Source organism: Streptomyces sp. NPDC018031, from assembly GCF_044327625.1.
In the GTDB taxonomy this organism is placed as follows: domain Bacteria; phylum Actinomycetota; class Actinomycetes; order Streptomycetales; family Streptomycetaceae; genus Streptomyces.
The window spans coordinates 420,228-434,927 of record NZ_JBIRFT010000005.1; the positions used below are offsets into that span (position 1 = coordinate 420,228).

Sequence of the window (14,700 nt, forward strand, 5' to 3'; positions counted from 1 at the left end):
GGCGGTGCCCCTCAGCCCTGGGCCTTGGCGGGGTCCTTGAGACCGACCGAGGCGTAGTCGAGCTGGCCGCCGAAGGAGGTGTGCCCGTACGCGCCCGCGATGTTGTCGCCCACCACCAGCGGCCAGCGCCGGACCAGCACCGGAACGGCCGGGGCCTGGGCGAGGATGTCGCCGTCCAGGTCGCGCCAGGCCGCGGCCGCCTTCCCGGCGTCGGTCATCGCGGCGATCTCGTCCATCCGGCGCATCGTGGCGTCGTCGCGGAAGAGGGAGTGGTTGCCGGTGTTGCCCTTCTCCTTGATGTACCGGCCGTCGAAGACGAAGGGCAGGAAGGTGGAGCCGGAGGGGTAGTCGGGGCACCAGCCGGTGTAGACCAGGTCGGTGCGGCCGGCGGTGTCGCCGATGGTGGCGTAGAACGCGGACGGGTCGACCGTCTCGATGGTGACCTTGATGCCGGCCTTGCCGAGCGCCTGCTGGATCGCCTCGCCCCGCCCCTTGTCGCCGATCGAGACGGTCAGCTTCGTGCTGAGGCCGTCCGGCTTGCCCGCCTCCGCCAGCAGCCGCTTGGCCCGCTCCACGTCTCCGGTGGCGGGGATCCTCAGGGTGTCGGGCTGCTTTCCGTCGAAGAGCGTGGCGGGCATGTAGGCGGTGGAGACGTCGTTGAAGGCCGGGCCGCCGGAGGCGGTGACCACGACCTCCTTGTCCAGCGCGTACTGGACGGCCCGGCGGATCCGGGGGTCGTCGAACGGGGCGCGTCCGGTGTGCATCTGGAGCATGTCGGTGCAGTTGGTCGACTCGGCGAGCAGCCGCTCGCGCACCCCGGCGTTCGGCAGCACCTTGGCCGCGCTCTCCGGCCGCAGCGCGTACCAGGGGACGGCGGAGGCGTCCGCGCCCTGGCTGGCGATCATCCGGTCGTCGATCTGGTTGGGCTTGAGCCCCATCACCATGACCAGCCGGTCCGGGTACGCCTTGCGTATCCCGTCCGTCGCCGGGTCCCAGTGCGGGTTGCGGACCAGGACCAGCTTCTTGTTGCGCTGGTACGTCTCGATCTTGTAGGGGCCGGAGGAGAACGGCCGGTTGTCGTATCCGGGGCCGGTGTCCTTCTCCCGCGGCACCGGCGCGAAGGTCGGCATGACGGTCGCGTCGGCGAACTCGGCGAATGGCTTGCGCAGTTCGAAGACGATGGTGTGGTCGTCGGGGGTGCGGATGGAGTCGAGGTGCTTGCCCTCGGCCGGTCCCCGGTAGCCCTCGGCGCCCTTGAGGTAGCGGGCCGCGTAGTCGGCGCCGCCGGGCAGGTCCGGCGAGAAGGACCGCTCGACGTTGTACTTGACGTCCTGGGCGGTGACCGGCGTCCCGTCCTCGTACCGGATCCCCTTCTTCAGGCGGAAGGTCCAGGTCCGGGCGCCGTCGGAGGGTGTGCCGAGGTCGGTCGCGAGGTCGGGGACCAGCTCGCCGCCCTTGGTCCCCGGCGCCGCCCGGTAGGTGACCAGGGTGCGGTACAGAAGCCGGGTGCCGAACTCCATGTCGCTCATCACCCAGTTGCGGGCCGGGTCGAGGTGGGTGAAGTCGGTGTTGGACAGCACCGTGAGGGTGCCGCCCTTCTGCGGGGTGCCGCCGATCACCGCACCGAGGTTGGCGGTTGCGGGGTTCTTGCCGTTCCCTCCGCCGGACCGCCGGCCGTCGGAACAGCCCGCGGTGCCGAGGACGAGCGCCGCCGCGACGGCGGCGGCGAGGGCGGTACAGGTGCGCTTGTTCATCAGGGGTCACTCCGTGAACAGTCGGACAGCCGGAACGTGGCTGGAATGTGACCGGTAACATAGTAATGTGAAATGGTACTGACAAGGTGTAGGTCTCGCCGTTACCCACCCGTGCCCGAGGAGGGGCTCTCATGGACCGACCAGCGGTCACCGAAATCCGCAAGGTGAGTCACGATCTGCCGGTCTCGCCGGAACTCGCCGCCTTCATGTCCGCCCACTGGGCCGCGACCCCGCTGCCCCGGGACATCCGGCTGCCGGTGGCGGACCTGACGCCGGCCCGCCGCGCCCGGCTGTCCGCCCACTTCCCCGGCGAGCGGCTGATCGTCCCCGCGGGCGGTCTCACCGTCCGCTCCAACGACTGCGATCACCGCTTCCGGCCGCACAGCGCCTACGCGTGGCTGACCGGGCTGACCGGGGAGGACCAGGCGGGCCATGTGCTCGTCCTGGAGCCGGACGGACCGCGGAGCCACGAGGCGGTGCTGTACGTCCGCCCCCGCTCGCCCCGCTCCGACGAGGGGTTCTACCGGGACCGCCGGTACGGCGAGTTCTGGGTCGGGCGGCGCCCCGACCTCGACGAGGCGGAGCGGATGGCCGGCATCCGCTGTGAGCGCCTGGAGGCGTACGGGGCGCTGCCGCCGGGGCGCGACGCCTCGTCCGACACCCGGCTCGCCACCGTCCTCAGCGAGTTGCGGCTGGTCAAGGACGCCTGGGAGGTGGGTCAGCTGCAACTGGCGGTGGACCACACCACCGCCGGCTTCGAGGACGTGGTGCGGGCGCTGCCGCGCGCCCTGGCGCACCCGCGCGGGGAGCGCTGGATCGAGGGCGTCTTCGGGCTGCGGGCCCGGGCCGAGGGCAACGGCACCGGCTACGAGACGATCGCCGCCGCCGGCGCCCACGCGTGCGCCCTGCACTGGATCCGCAACGACGGGCCGCTGGACTCCCGGGAACTGCTGCTGCTCGACGCGGGCGTGGAGACCGACTCCCTCTACACGGCGGACATCACCCGCACGCTCCCGCTCTCCGGCCGGTTCTCCTCCGTCCAGCGCCAGGTCTACGACCTCGTCCTCGCCGCGCAGGAGGCGGGCATCGCCGCGCTGAAGCCCGGTGCCAGCTTCCGCGACTTCCACCGGGCGTGCATGCGGGTGATCGCCGACGGGCTGGCGGAGTGGGGGGTGCTGAAGAACGCCGACGGCGACTTCCATCGCCGCTACACCCTGTGCAGCAGCGGGCACATGCTCGGCCTCGACGTCCACGACTGCGGGCAGGCGCGGGCCGAGGCGTATCTCGACGGGGTGCTGGAGGAGGGGCAGGTGCTCACCGTCGAGCCCGGGCTCTACCTCCAGCCGGACGACGAGACGCTCCCCGCCGAACTGCGGGGCATCGGGGTGCGGGTCGAGGACGACCTGGTCATCACGGCGGACGGGGCCCGGCTGATGTCGGGCGCGCTGCCGCGGACGCCGGACGCGATCGAGGAGTGGATGGGCGGACTGATGGACGCCTGACCGCGCGGCCCCTTGGCACGGCCTGTGCAATGTGAAATATTACTGCCGTGCTCACGAGAAACTCCTCGGACGTCCTCGTCGTCGGCGCCGGTGTGATCGGCGCCGCCTGCGCGTACTACGCCGCCCGCGCCGGCCTCCGGGTCACCGTGCTCGACCGGGGGCCGGTCGCGGGCGGCACCACCGGGGCCGGCGAGGGCAACCTCCTGGTGTCGGACAAGGAGCCGGGCCCCGAGCTCGCGCTCGCCCTGCTCTCCACCCGTCTGTGGCGGGAACTGCCGGACGGGCTCCCGGCGGCGATCGAGTACGAGCCCAAAGGAGGGCTGGTCGTCGCCTCCGCCGAGAGCGGCATGGCGGCGCTGCGGGACTTCGCCGCCGGACAGCGCACCGCGGGCGTCACGGCGGAGGAGGTTCCGGCGGACCGGCTGCGCGACCTGGAACCCCACCTCGCCGCCGGGTTCGCCGGGGGATTCCACTATCCCCAGGACGCCCAGGTCATGCCGGCCCTGGCCGCCGCGCAACTGCTGCGGGCCGGCGGCGACCGGATCCGGCTGCGGCTCGGCGAGGAGGTCACCGGCCTGCTCACCGGAGCGGCCGGCGAGGTGCGGGGGGTGCGGACGGCGACCGGCACGATCCACGCCCCGTACGTGGTGAACGCCGCCGGCACCTGGGGCGGTGACCTCGCCCGCCTCGCCGGCGTGGACCTCCCCGTCCTGCCCCGCCGGGGCTTCGTCCTGGTCACCGAGCCGCTGCCGCGCGTGGTCCGCCACAAGGTCTACTCGGCGGACTACGTGGCCGACGTGGCCAGCGGATCCGCCGCCCTCCAGACCTCGGGCGTGGTCGAAGGGACCCCGGCCGGGCCGGTGCTGATCGGCGCCAGCCGGGAACGCGTCGGATTCGACCGGTCCCTGTCGGCGGAGGCGCTGCGCCGGCTCGCGGCCCAGGCCGTCGCGCTCTTCCCGGTCCTCGCCCGGGTGCGGGCGATCCGCACCTACCCCGGCTTCCGCCCGTACCTGCCCGACCACCTGCCCGCGATCGGCCCCGACCCGCGGGTCCCCGGACTGCTGCACGCCTGCGGCCACGAGGGCGCGGGGATCGGGCTGGCGCCCGCCACCGGGCTGGTCGTGGCACGGTCCCTGACCGGCGCCGCACAGCCGCTCGACATCACCCCGTTCCGGCCGGAGCGCTTCGCCTCCGCCGCCTGAGCCCGACGCCACGAGAGGAGGGCCACCGTGGCCCGAACCCCCGCCGAACTGGTCGGGGCGGAACCCGGTCCGCCGTTCGAGATCACGATGGACGGCCGGACCCTGACCGCCCTGCCCGGACAGACCGTCGCCGCCGCGCTGTGGGGCGCCGGCATCGTCGCCTGGCGCACCACGCGCGCCGGCGGCCGCCCGCGGGGCGCGTTCTGCGGCATCGGCCAGTGCCACGACTGCCTCGCCACCATCAACGGGGAACCCAACCGGCGGGCCTGCCTGGTACCGGCCCGCCCCGGAGACGCGATCACCACCCAGGAAGGACACGGACATGCCGGCCTCGCCGTCTGAACCGTACGACCTCGCGGTCATCGGCGCGGGCTGCGCGGGGCTGGCCGGCGCCGTCGCCGCCGCCGCCCACGGACTGTCCGTCGCCCTGCTGGACGCCTCCAACACGGTCGGCGGCCAGTTCTACCGGACCCCGGACCCCGCCCTCGGCGCCGCCCGGCCGGAAGCGCTCCACCACGACTGGCGGGCCTTCGCCGAGCTGCGCCGGCGCCTGGAGCACAGCGGCGCCGTCCACCTGCCCGGCCACCACGTGTGGGCGGTGACCGACGGCGGCGGCGACGCCCGGTGGACGGTGCACGCGGTGACCGGCGCGGACGGAACGGACGGCCGGCCGGTGCGGATCCCGGCCCGGGCGCTGCTCGTCGCCACCGGCGCCTACGAGCGCCAACTGCCCTTCCCCGGCTGGACCCTGCCGGGCGTGGTGGGGGCCGGCGGAGCCCAGGCGATGCTCAAGTCCGGCCTGGTGCTGCCCGGCAGCCGGGTGGTCGTCGCGGGCAGCGGACCGCTGCTGCTCGCCGTGGCCTCCTCGCTCACCGCCGCCGGGGCGCGCGTCCCCGCGGTGGTGGAGGCGTCCGGCTACCTGCGCTACGCCCGGCACCCGCGGGCCCTCGCCGTCAACCCGCACAAGGCGGCCGAGGCGGTAATCCACGGCTCCGCCCTGCTCCGCCACGGGGTGCGGCTGCGGACCCGCAGCGCGGTCACCGCGGTACACGGCGGCGACGGGGCGTCCCCCGCCGGGACGGAGCCGGCAGCCGGGGCACGGGTGACGGCGGTCACCGTCTCCCGGCTCGACGCCGACTGGCGGCCGGTGCCCGGCACGGACCGCCGGATCCCGTGCGACGCGCTGGCGGTGGGCCACGGCCTCGCCCCGCAGATCGAACTCGCCGTCGAACTCGGCTGCGCCACCCGCCGTACCCCGGACGCCACCGCCGCCCTCGTCCTCGACGACCACCAGGAGACCTCGGTGCCCGGTGTGTGGGCGGCCGGGGAGACCGGCGGGGTCGGCGGCGCCCGACTGGCCCGCGCGGAAGGCGAACTGGCCGGCATCGCCGTCGCCGCCCGGCTCCTCGGCCGGCCCGCGCTGACCGGAGCACCGCGGGTCCGGCGGCTGCGCCGCCACCGGGACCGGATGCGGGCCTTCGCGGACGCCATGGCGGCGGCCCACGCGCCCGGCCCCGGCTGGCCCGGGTGGCTGACCGACGACACCGACGTGTGCCGCTGCGAGGAGGTGACCGCCGGCCGGATCCGCGAGGCCGTCACCGGTCTCGGCGCCCGCGACGCGCGGAGCGCCAAACTCCTCACCCGGGCCGGCATGGGCTGGTGCCAGGGCCGGATGTGCGGTGCGGCCGTGGCCTGCCTCACCGCCGGCGACGGCGTGCCGACGTCCACCGAACGCCGCCCGTTCTCGGTGCCCGTCCCGCTCGGCGCGCTCGGCGCCCTCGACGACGACTCCGGCGACCCGGCCGAAGCCGGCGACTGACCGCTTTCCCCGTACACCGGACCACCGGACCACCGGACACGATGTCCCCACCGCAGAAGGGCTGATTCACATGACCGCCACCACCTGGAACGCCGACCGACCCTGGCGCGGCATCATGGTCGCCACCGCGCTGCCGCTCCGCGAGGACCTCTCCGTCGACGAGGACGCCTACGCCGAGCACGTCCGCTGGCTGCTCGACAACGGCTGCGACGGCGTGGTCCCCAACGGCTCCCTCGGCGAGTACCAGACGCTCACCGACGCCGAGCGGGCCCGCGTCGTGCGGATCGCGGTCGAGGCGGCCGGCGACGGAGCCCGGGTGATGCCCGGGGTCTCCGCCTACGGCAGTGCCGAGGCCCGCCGCTGGGCCGAGCAGGCCGGCGAGGCCGGATGCGGCTCGGTCCTCCTGCTGCCCCCCAACGCCTACCGCGCGGACGCGGAGGCGGTGCGCGCCCACTACGCCGAGGCGGCCCGCGCCGGAGTGCCGGTGGTCGCCTACAACAACCCCATCGACACCAAGGTGGACCTCGCCCCCGCCCTGCTGGCCCGGCTGCACGGCGACGGGCACATCGTGGCCGTCAAGGAGTTCAGCGGCGACGTGCGACGCGCCTGGGAACTCGCCGAGCTCGCCCCGGAACTCGACCTGCTCATCGGCGCCGACGACGTACTGCTGGAACTGGCCGTGGCCGGCGCCGTCGGCTGGATCGCCGGCTACCCCAACGCCTTCCCCGCCACCTGCGCGGAGCTGTACCACGCCGCCGTCGCCGGTGACCTGGCCACCGCCCGGCCGCTGTACCGGTCGCTGCACTCGCTGCTGCGCTGGGACTCCAAGACCGAGTTCGTCCAGTCGATCAAGCTGTCGATGGACCTGGTCGGGCGCCGCGGCGGCCCGGTCCGGCCGCCGCGCGCCCCGCTCACCGGGGAGACCCGGAACGCGGTGCGGACCGCGACCGAGAAGGCCGTCGCCGACGGCCACCGCTGACCACCGGAAGGATCTCCGTGCGTACTCGCCATGTCCTGCACGCCGTGGACTCGCACACCGAAGGCATGCCCACCCGTGTGATCACCGGGGGCGTGGGGGTGATCCCCGGCGCCACCATGGCCGAACGCAGGCTGCACTTCATCGAGCACCTGGACCACCTCCGCACCCTGCTGATGTACGAGCCGCGCGGCCACGCGGCGATGAGCGGCGCGATCCTCCAGCCGCCCACCCGGCCGGACGCCGACCACGGCGTCCTGTTCATCGAGGTGTCCGGACTGCTGCCGATGTGCGGGCACGGCACGATAGGAGTGGCCACGGTGCTGGTCGAGACCGGCATGGTGCCGGTCACCGAACCGGTCACCACGGTCCGCCTCGACACCCCAGCGGGGCTGGTGTCCGTCGACGTGACCGTGCGGGACGGAGCCGCCACCTCGGTGACCCTCACCAACGTGCCCGCCTTCTGCGTGGGCCTGGGGCGCACGGTGGACGTCCCCGGCCACGGCAAGGTCACCTACGACCTCGCCTTCGGCGGCAACTTCTACGCCTTCGTCGAACTCGACGCCCTGGGCCTGCCGTTCGACCGCGCCCGCAAGGACGACCTGCTCGCCGCCGGGCTGGCCGTGATGGACGCCATCAACGCCACCGACCGGCCCGTCCACCCCGAGAGCCCCGAGATCGGCGGCGTCAAGCACGTCTATCTCGCGGCCCCCGGCTCCGACGCCGCCCACTCCCGGCACGCCATGGCCATCCACCCCGGCTGGTTCGACCGCTCGCCCTGCGGCACCGGCACCTCGGCGCGGATGGCGCAGCTGCACGCCCGGGGCGAGCTGCCGCTGCACCAGGACTTCGTCAACGAGTCCTTCATCGGCACCCGGTTCACCGGCCGGCTGGTGGGGGAGACGGAGGTCGGCGGGGTGCCGGCCGTCGTCCCCACCGTCACCGGCCGCGCCTGGATCACCGCGACCGCCCAGTACCTGCTCGACCCGGACGACCCCTTTCCCGGAGGATTCCTGCTGTGACCACCACCCTGCCGCCGGTTGTCTCGCGCAACCCGGCCGACCCCTCCGACGTCGTCGTGGAACTGGCCGCCCCCGGCGCGTTCGCGGCCGTCGACGCCGTCGAGCGGGCCCGCGCCGCCCAGCCCGGCTGGCTGCACGGCGGCGCGGCAGCACGCGCGGCCGCGCTCACCGCGGTCGCCGCCGCCCTGGAGGGCGAAGCGGAGGAACTGGCCGCCCTCGCCGTCCGGGAGGTGGGCAAGCCGCTCGCCGAGGCCCGGGCCGAGGTGGCCCGGACGATCGCGATCTGGCGGTACTACGCCCAAGCCCCCTACGAGCCGTCCGGCGCCGTCCACGAGACGGCCGCGGGCCCGGGCCTGCTGCTCACCCGCCGGCGTCCGCACGGCGTCGCCGGGCTGATCACCCCCTGGAACTTCCCCTACGCCATCCCGAGCTGGAAGGCGGCCCCGGCGCTCGCGACCGGCAACACGGTCGTCCTCAAACCCGCACCCGAGGCCACGGCGTGCGCCCAGCGCCTCGCCGAGATCGTCCGGCAGGCCCTGCCCGCCGGGGTGTGCGCGGTCGTGCCCGGCGGGGCCGCCGAAGGCCACGCCGTGGTCTCCGCCGCCGACGTGGTCTCCTTCACCGGCTCCACCGCCACCGGCCGGGCGGTGGTGGCCACGGCCACCGCCCGGGGCGTGCCGGTCCAGGCGGAGATGGGCGGCCTCAACGCGGCGATCGTGCTCCCGGACGCCGACGTGGCGGGGGCCGCCGCGCACATCGCCGCCGCCATCGCCGGATACGCGGGGCAGAAGTGCACCGCCACCAGCCGGGTGATCGCGGTCGGGTCGGTGCTGGACCCGCTGCGCGAAGCGCTCGCGGAAGCGCTGCGGGCGGTGCCGGTCGGAGACCCCGCCGACGCCGCCACGGTGTGCGGGCCGCTCGTCTCCGAGCACGCCCGCGCACAGGTCGCCGACGCATGGGAGGGGGTCCCGGTGATCGCCGGCGGCACCATCCCCGACGCCCCCGGCTGGTACGCGGCACCGACCCTGGTGGAGAAGGTGCCGACCGGCCACCGGCTGCTGCGGGAGGAGGTCTTCGGGCCCGTCGCCGCGCTGCTCCCGGCCGACGACCTGGACCACGCGGTGCGGCTGACCAACGAGGTGCCGTACGGCCTGGTCACCTCGGTGCACACGGCGGACCTGGACCTGGCGCTGCACGGACTGGACCGGCTGGACACGGGCATGATCCGGATCAACGCGCCGTCCACCGGCGTCGACTTCCACCTGCCGTTCGGCGGTGCCAAGTCCTCCGCCCACGGCCCGCGCGAACAGGGCGCCGCGGCTCTGGAGTTCTACACCGCGAGCCGCACCTACACGCTGTCACCGGCCAAGGCAATGTGACATCGTACAATGGCCGTTCCACCGCGGTACGGAGGGAACACCATGGCTCACCTGCAGCAGCGCACCCTCATCACGGCCAGGGAGCGACTGCGCGACCAGGTGGCCCACGCCCTGCGGGCCGCCCTGATCGCCGGAGAGCTGAGGCCGGGCCAGGTCTACTCGGCCCCCGGCCTCGCCGAGGACTTCGGGGTGTCCGCCACTCCCGTGCGCGAGGCGATGCTCGACCTGACCCGGGAGGGGCTGGTCGAGCCCGTCCGCAACAAGGGGTTCCGGATCACCGAGGTCACCGAGACCGACCTGGACCAGTACACCGAGATCCGGGCGCTGATCGAGATCCCCACGGTCGGCCGGATCACCAGGACCGCCGACCGGGACGCCCTGGAGGCGCTGCGGCCGGTGGCCGAGGAGATCGTGCGGGCCGCGCGCGAGCACGACCTCATCGGCTACCTGGAGGCCGACCGGCAGTTCCACCTCTCGCTGCTCGCCCTCTGCGGCAACGACCGGCTCGTGGAGACCGTCGGCGACCTGCGCAAGCGTTCCCGGCTGTACGGCCTGACGGCACTGGACGAGCGCAACCGGCTGATCCCCTCGGCCGAGGAGCACCTCGAACTGCTGGACCTGATGCTGGCCGGTGACGCCGAGGGGGCCGAGGCGTGCATGCGCCGGCACCTGGGGCACGTGCGCTCGCTGTGGGCGGCGCCCGAGGGCGGCTGACCGGGCGGCGCCCGCGCCCGGGCGCCGCCGTCACGGGGTGACGGCGAGTTCCAGATAGGCCGCGAGGATCGCCAGGTGCAGGCCGCCCTGCAGAGGCGTGGCGCGGCCGGGCACCACGGTGAGTGTGGAGACGACGAGGGTCAGCGCGAGCAGCACCATGTGGGTCGCGCTGAGTCCCAGGATCAGGGGCCCGGAGAGCCAGTACGAGGCGATGGCGACGGCCGGGACGGTCAGACCGATGCTGGCCATGCACGAGCCGAGGGCGAGGTTCAGGCTGGTCTGGACGCGGTCCCGGCGGGCCGCCCGCAGCGCCGCGATGGTCTCCGGGAGCAGGACCAGCAGGGCGATGACGACGCCCACCACGGCGTGCGGCATGCCCGCCGCCGCCACCCCGGACTCGATCGTGGGGGAGATGACTTTGGCCAGGCCCACCACGGCGATCAGCGCGAGCCCGAGGAGACCGAGACTGGCCCAGGTGGCCCGCAGGGACGGCGCCTCGGCGTGCGACTCCGCGTCGATGACCTCGCCGTGCCGGGTGATGGGCAGGAAGTAGTCCCGGTGGCGGACGGTCTGGGTCGCCACGAAGAGCGCGTACAGCACGAGGGCGGCGATGGCCGCGAAGACCAGTTGCGGGGCGGAGAACTCGGGGCCCGGGGCGGTGGTCGTGAAGTTCGGCAGGACCAGGCAGAGGGTGGAGAGGGTGGCGATGGTGCCCAGCGCGCCACCGGTGCCCTCGGCGCGGAAGACCGCGATGCCGTGGCGCAGCGAACCGATCAGGAGGCTGAGGCCGACGATGCCGTTGCACGTGATCATGACGGCGGCGAAGACGGTGTCCCGGGCCAGCGACGCGCTCTTGTCGCCGCCGTCCACCATCAGGGTGACGATGAGCGCCACCTCGATGACGGTGACGGCGAGCGCGAGGACGAGGGAGCCGAACGGTTCGCCGACCCGGTGCGCGATCACCTCCGCGTGGTGCACCGCGGCGAGCACCGCCGAGGCCAGGATCAGCGCCACCGGTGCCACCGCGGCGCCCGCCAGGTCCCGGCCCAGGGTGAGGACGAGCAGGACGACGGCGGCGACGGGGACGATCACCGTCCACTTATCCACCAGTTTCGGGACAGCCATGAGGTGATCGTCCCTCAGAGGGGAGGGAACGCCTCCCGAGCGACACGGCACGCGGCCGCAGCCGCCCCTTCGGCCCCACCCGCCCCGGTACCCGGCCCCGCCCACCGCCCTGTGCCCCGGGTGCCGGCCGCCCTGGCCGGGGGTGGCGGTCCGCGCCGGACGGGCGCCGGCCGCGCGGGCCGGCCCGGGAGCCGCCGCGGGGCGGCCTCAGCCCTCCGCGTCGACCCGTGGCAGCACCCGGTCCAGCCACCGCGGGATCCACCACGCCGCCCGGCCCAGCAGGGTCATCACCGCGGGCACCAGCAGCAGCCGGACCACGGTGGCGTCGATCAGGACGCTCGCCGCGAGGCCGAGCCCCAGCATCTTGACCACGACGCTGTCGCTGAGCAGGAAGGCCGCGAAGACGCTGACCATGATCAGGGCCGCACAGGTGATGACCCGGGCGGTGATCTCCAGCGCGTGCGCCATGCCGGCCTTCGCGTCACCGGTGCGCAGCCAGGCGTCCCGGGCCCGGGTGAGCAGGAAGATCTCGTAGTCCATGCTCAGCCCGAAGACGATGGCGAACATCATCATCGGCACATAGCTCTCGATCGGGACGGTGCCGGAGACGCCGAGCGCGGGCCCGCCCCAGCCCCACTGGAAGACCGCGACCACCACGCCGTAGCTGGCGGCGATGGAGAGCAGGTTCAGCACGGCGGCCTTCAGGGCGACCAGCAGGCCGCGGAAGACGGTCAGCATGACGAGGAAGGCGAGGCCGATGACCACCGCGATGATCAGCGGCAGACGGTCGGCGACGATCTCCAGGAAGTCGATCTGCGCGGCGGTCGTCCCGGTGAGGTAGGTGTCCGCCGCCGTTCCGGAGACGGCCTGGGGCAGCACGTCGTCGGTGAGCCGCTTGACGAGGTCGGTGGTCTTCGCGTCCTGCGGCGCGGCCGTGGAGTAGGCGGTGCCGATCAGCACGTCCCCGTCCTGGGTCGCCTTCAGGGGCGTGATGTAGGCGGCGTCCGGGACGTCGGTGAGGGCCTTCTGGGCCTGGTCGGCCAGGCCGGACCGGTCCGATTCGGGGACCTGGCTCTGGTCGATGACGATGGTGAGCGGGCCGTTCGACCCCGGCCCGAAGGCGTCGGACATCAGATCGAAGGCGCGCCGGTCGGTGAACGAGGTGGGGTCGGCGCCGTCGCCGATGTGGCCCAGCCGCATGGAGAACAGCGGGATCGCCAGCACCGACAGGATGACGACCCCGCCGGCCAGGAACCACCAGGGGCGGCGCTCGACCCGCTGGGCGTAGCGGTGCCAGGTGCCCTGGGGCTCCTCACCCGGCCGGGCGCCCGTCTCCGCGACGGGGGTGCGTACCCGGTACCGGTCGATGCGCCGGCCGATCAGCCCCAGCAGCGCGGGGACCAGGGTGAGGGCGCCGAGGACCGCGGTGATCACCGTCACCGCGGCGGCCACGCCCAGCTTGCCCATGAAGGAGATGCCGGAGACCCACAGGCCGGTGAGCGCGATCACCACCGTGCAGCCGGACACCAGGACCGCCTTGCCGCTGCCCGCCGTGGCGTTCGCGGCGGCGTCCACCGGATCGGCGCCGTCCATCAGGTTCTGGCGGTGGCGGGTCACCAGGAACAGGGCGTAGTCGATGCCCACACCCAGCCCGATCATCGTCGCCAGGGTGGGGGAGACGGTGGCGAAGACCGACGCGGCGGCCAGCAGACCGAGCAGACCCAGCCCGCAGACGACCGCGATGAGCGCGGTGACCAGCGGCAGTCCGGCGGCCAGCACGCTGCCGAAGCCGATGAGCAGCACCAGGATCGCCACACCGAAGCCGATGGCCTCGCTGTCCCGGTCGTCCGCCGGCGGGCGGGCGAGTTCACCGAGCGGCCCGCCGTACTCCACCTCGACACCCGCCTGCCGGAGGGGCCGCACGGCCTGGTCGACGCCGTCGAGGTAGCCGGAGCCCAGGGTGGAGGGCTGTACGTCGAAACGGACCGTGATGTACGCGGTCCGCTGGTCGTCGGAGAGCGGGCCCACGTCGGGGGTGCCCGCGGGAAGGGTGGGCGGGGCGCTCCCGGGGGCCGGCAGCGGGTTCTGGGCGGACAGCACGTGGGGCAGCTTCTCGACGGCCGTGACCGCAGAGGAGACCTGACCGCTGACGTCGGTGAGCGGCCCGGAGGCGTCATGGAGCACGATCTGGGCGCTGTAGCCGCCGGCCTCGGGGTCGTGCGCCTTGAGGACGTCGAGGCCGTCCTGGGACTGGGTGCCGGGCAGGGAGAAGTCGTCGGTGAAGTCACCGCCCCACGCGCGGTCCGCGACCTGCAGCCCGGCCAGGGCGGCCAGCCACAGCACGATCACGACGATCCAGTGCCGGGCGCACCACCGCCCGGTCGCCCGCAGCGCCCGGCCGGACCTGGGGGTGCGGCCGGCCGGTTCCGGGGGCTGGTGCGAGACCGGCATGCGCCCTCCCGGCGGGGCGCGGGGCTCCTTCGGCCGCCGCGCGGAGTCCGGCGGCCGCCGTGCTCCGCTGGCCGGGTACGGAAGACCGGGACTCCTCCGCATTGAAGGCACACGGCTCCGCCTCCGGCACGCGGTGCGGGGGAAACGAGTGAGGGCACGCCCGGCGGACCCGCCCCGCCCGGTCCGCGCCCCGCCGCACACCGGCGCCGCGCACCACGCCGCGCCGGGACCGCCCGGCCGGCGCACGGCACGGCCGGGAGGCCCCGGCGCTCGCGGTCAGCGGCTGCGGACCGCGGTCAGTAGTAGGGGTCCCTTCTGACGACGCACAGCGCCCAGATGATGAAGCCGTACATGGCGATCAGGACGATCGACCAGAGGGGGTAGTAGGGGAGCGAGAGGAAGTTCGCGATGAGGAGCAGCGCCGAGATCAGCACCCCGGCGACCCGGGCCCAGAGGCTGACCTTGAACAGCCCCATGCCCACGAGGATGGCGACCGCACCGCAGATGAGGTGCACCCATCCCCAACCGGTCAGGTCGAACTCGAAGACGTAGTCCGGGGTGCTGACGAAGACGTCGTCCTCGGCGATCGCCATGATGCCGCGGAAGACGCCCAGGACGCCGGAGATGATCAGCAGGACGGCGGCGAAGGTCACCAGCCCGCCGGCTATGCCTCCGCTCTCGCCGGAACGGTGTTGAGTCGTCTGTGTCATGGTTCTTCCTCTGGGGTGAGGTGGGTGGGTCCCCGAGTCCGGTGCG

12 protein-coding genes are annotated in these 14,700 nt (G+C 74.0%); 8 read left to right on the top strand and 4 right to left on the bottom strand.

Features of this window, described 5'->3' with window-relative positions:
- Nucleotides 1-11 precede the first annotated feature (11 nt).
- Nucleotides 12-1,754 (bottom strand): ABC transporter substrate-binding protein, encoded by a 1,743-nt coding sequence (locus ACH4B3_RS16340; protein WP_398463503.1) that lies wholly within the window; start codon nucleotides 1,752-1,754, stop codon nucleotides 12-14.
- 131 nt (nucleotides 1,755-1,885) lie between these two features.
- Here ACH4B3_RS16340 and ACH4B3_RS16345 point away from each other — a divergent pair, with 131 nt between their 5' ends.
- From ACH4B3_RS16345 to ACH4B3_RS16380, 8 genes are all read left to right on the top strand, one after another.
- Nucleotides 1,886-3,256 carry an aminopeptidase P family protein gene (locus ACH4B3_RS16345; protein ID WP_398463504.1) on the top strand — a complete coding sequence of 457 codons (1,371 nt, stop codon included), beginning with the start codon at nucleotides 1,886-1,888 and terminating at the stop codon, nucleotides 3,254-3,256.
- A gap of 47 nt (nucleotides 3,257-3,303) precedes the next feature.
- Nucleotides 3,304-4,458 carry an NAD(P)/FAD-dependent oxidoreductase gene (locus tag ACH4B3_RS16350; RefSeq protein WP_398463505.1) on the top strand — a complete coding sequence of 385 codons (1,155 nt, stop codon included), beginning with the start codon at nucleotides 3,304-3,306 and terminating at the stop codon, nucleotides 4,456-4,458.
- A gap of 27 nt (nucleotides 4,459-4,485) precedes the next feature.
- Nucleotides 4,486-4,800 carry a (2Fe-2S)-binding protein gene (locus ACH4B3_RS16355; RefSeq protein WP_398463506.1) on the top strand — a complete coding sequence of 105 codons (315 nt, stop codon included), beginning with the start codon at nucleotides 4,486-4,488 and terminating at the stop codon, nucleotides 4,798-4,800.
- Nucleotides 4,781-6,277, top strand: a complete 1,497-nt coding sequence (locus ACH4B3_RS16360) for an NAD(P)/FAD-dependent oxidoreductase (protein ID WP_398463507.1) — start codon at nucleotides 4,781-4,783, stop codon at nucleotides 6,275-6,277. Before ACH4B3_RS16355 ends, ACH4B3_RS16360 begins: the two co-directional genes overlap by 20 nt.
- 70 nt (nucleotides 6,278-6,347) lie before the next feature.
- Complete coding sequence (locus tag ACH4B3_RS16365) at nucleotides 6,348-7,256, top strand: dihydrodipicolinate synthase family protein (protein ID WP_398463508.1); 909 nt, start codon at nucleotides 6,348-6,350, stop codon at nucleotides 7,254-7,256.
- A gap of 17 nt (nucleotides 7,257-7,273) precedes the next feature.
- Nucleotides 7,274-8,275 (top strand): proline racemase family protein, encoded by a 1,002-nt coding sequence (locus ACH4B3_RS16370; protein ID WP_398463509.1) that lies wholly within the window; start codon nucleotides 7,274-7,276, stop codon nucleotides 8,273-8,275.
- Complete coding sequence (locus ACH4B3_RS16375; protein WP_398463510.1) at nucleotides 8,272-9,654, top strand: aldehyde dehydrogenase family protein; 1,383 nt, start codon at nucleotides 8,272-8,274, stop codon at nucleotides 9,652-9,654. The genes ACH4B3_RS16370 and ACH4B3_RS16375 overlap by 4 nt, the downstream gene beginning before the upstream one ends.
- Nucleotides 9,655-9,696: 42 nt before the next feature.
- Nucleotides 9,697-10,368 carry a GntR family transcriptional regulator gene (locus tag ACH4B3_RS16380; RefSeq protein ID WP_398463511.1) on the top strand — a complete coding sequence of 224 codons (672 nt, stop codon included), beginning with the start codon at nucleotides 9,697-9,699 and terminating at the stop codon, nucleotides 10,366-10,368.
- 30 nt (nucleotides 10,369-10,398) lie between these two features.
- Here ACH4B3_RS16380 and ACH4B3_RS16385 read toward each other — a convergent pair whose 3' ends face one another.
- From ACH4B3_RS16385 to ACH4B3_RS16395, 3 genes are all read right to left on the bottom strand, one after another.
- Entirely contained in the window at nucleotides 10,399-11,493 is a 1,095-nt protein-coding gene (locus ACH4B3_RS16385; RefSeq protein WP_398463512.1) for a calcium:proton antiporter, read from the bottom strand.
- Between the two features lie 207 nt (nucleotides 11,494-11,700).
- A complete protein-coding gene (locus tag ACH4B3_RS16390; RefSeq protein ID WP_398463513.1) occupies nucleotides 11,701-13,944 on the bottom strand; it encodes an MMPL family transporter in 2,244 nt (747 codons plus the stop codon).
- Between the two features lie 296 nt (nucleotides 13,945-14,240).
- The gene (locus tag ACH4B3_RS16395) at nucleotides 14,241-14,654 is read right to left on the bottom strand and encodes a hypothetical protein (RefSeq protein ID WP_398463514.1); all 414 of its coding nucleotides are present in this window, start codon (nucleotides 14,652-14,654) and stop codon (nucleotides 14,241-14,243) included.
- Between the last annotated feature and the right edge of the window lie 46 nt (nucleotides 14,655-14,700).

Bases quoted from the DNA above. Each gene is read 5' to 3' on its own strand.
- ACH4B3_RS16380 (WP_398463511.1), top strand. From the start codon at position 9,697: ATGGCTCACCTGCAGCAGCGCACCCTCATCACGGCCAGGGAGCGACTG.
- ACH4B3_RS16395 (WP_398463514.1), bottom strand. From the start codon at position 14,654: ATGACACAGACGACTCAACACCGTTCCGGCGAGAGCGGAGGCATAGCC.
- ACH4B3_RS16360 (WP_398463507.1), top strand. From the start codon at position 4,781: ATGCCGGCCTCGCCGTCTGAACCGTACGACCTCGCGGTCATCGGCGCG.
- ACH4B3_RS16390 (WP_398463513.1), bottom strand. From the start codon at position 13,944: ATGCCGGTCTCGCACCAGCCCCCGGAACCGGCCGGCCGCACCCCCAGG.
- ACH4B3_RS16365 (WP_398463508.1), top strand. From the start codon at position 6,348: ATGACCGCCACCACCTGGAACGCCGACCGACCCTGGCGCGGCATCATG.
- ACH4B3_RS16345 (WP_398463504.1), top strand. From the start codon at position 1,886: ATGGACCGACCAGCGGTCACCGAAATCCGCAAGGTGAGTCACGATCTG.
- ACH4B3_RS16340 (WP_398463503.1), bottom strand. From the start codon at position 1,754: ATGAACAAGCGCACCTGTACCGCCCTCGCCGCCGCCGTCGCGGCGGCG.
- ACH4B3_RS16385 (WP_398463512.1), bottom strand. From the start codon at position 11,493: ATGGCTGTCCCGAAACTGGTGGATAAGTGGACGGTGATCGTCCCCGTC.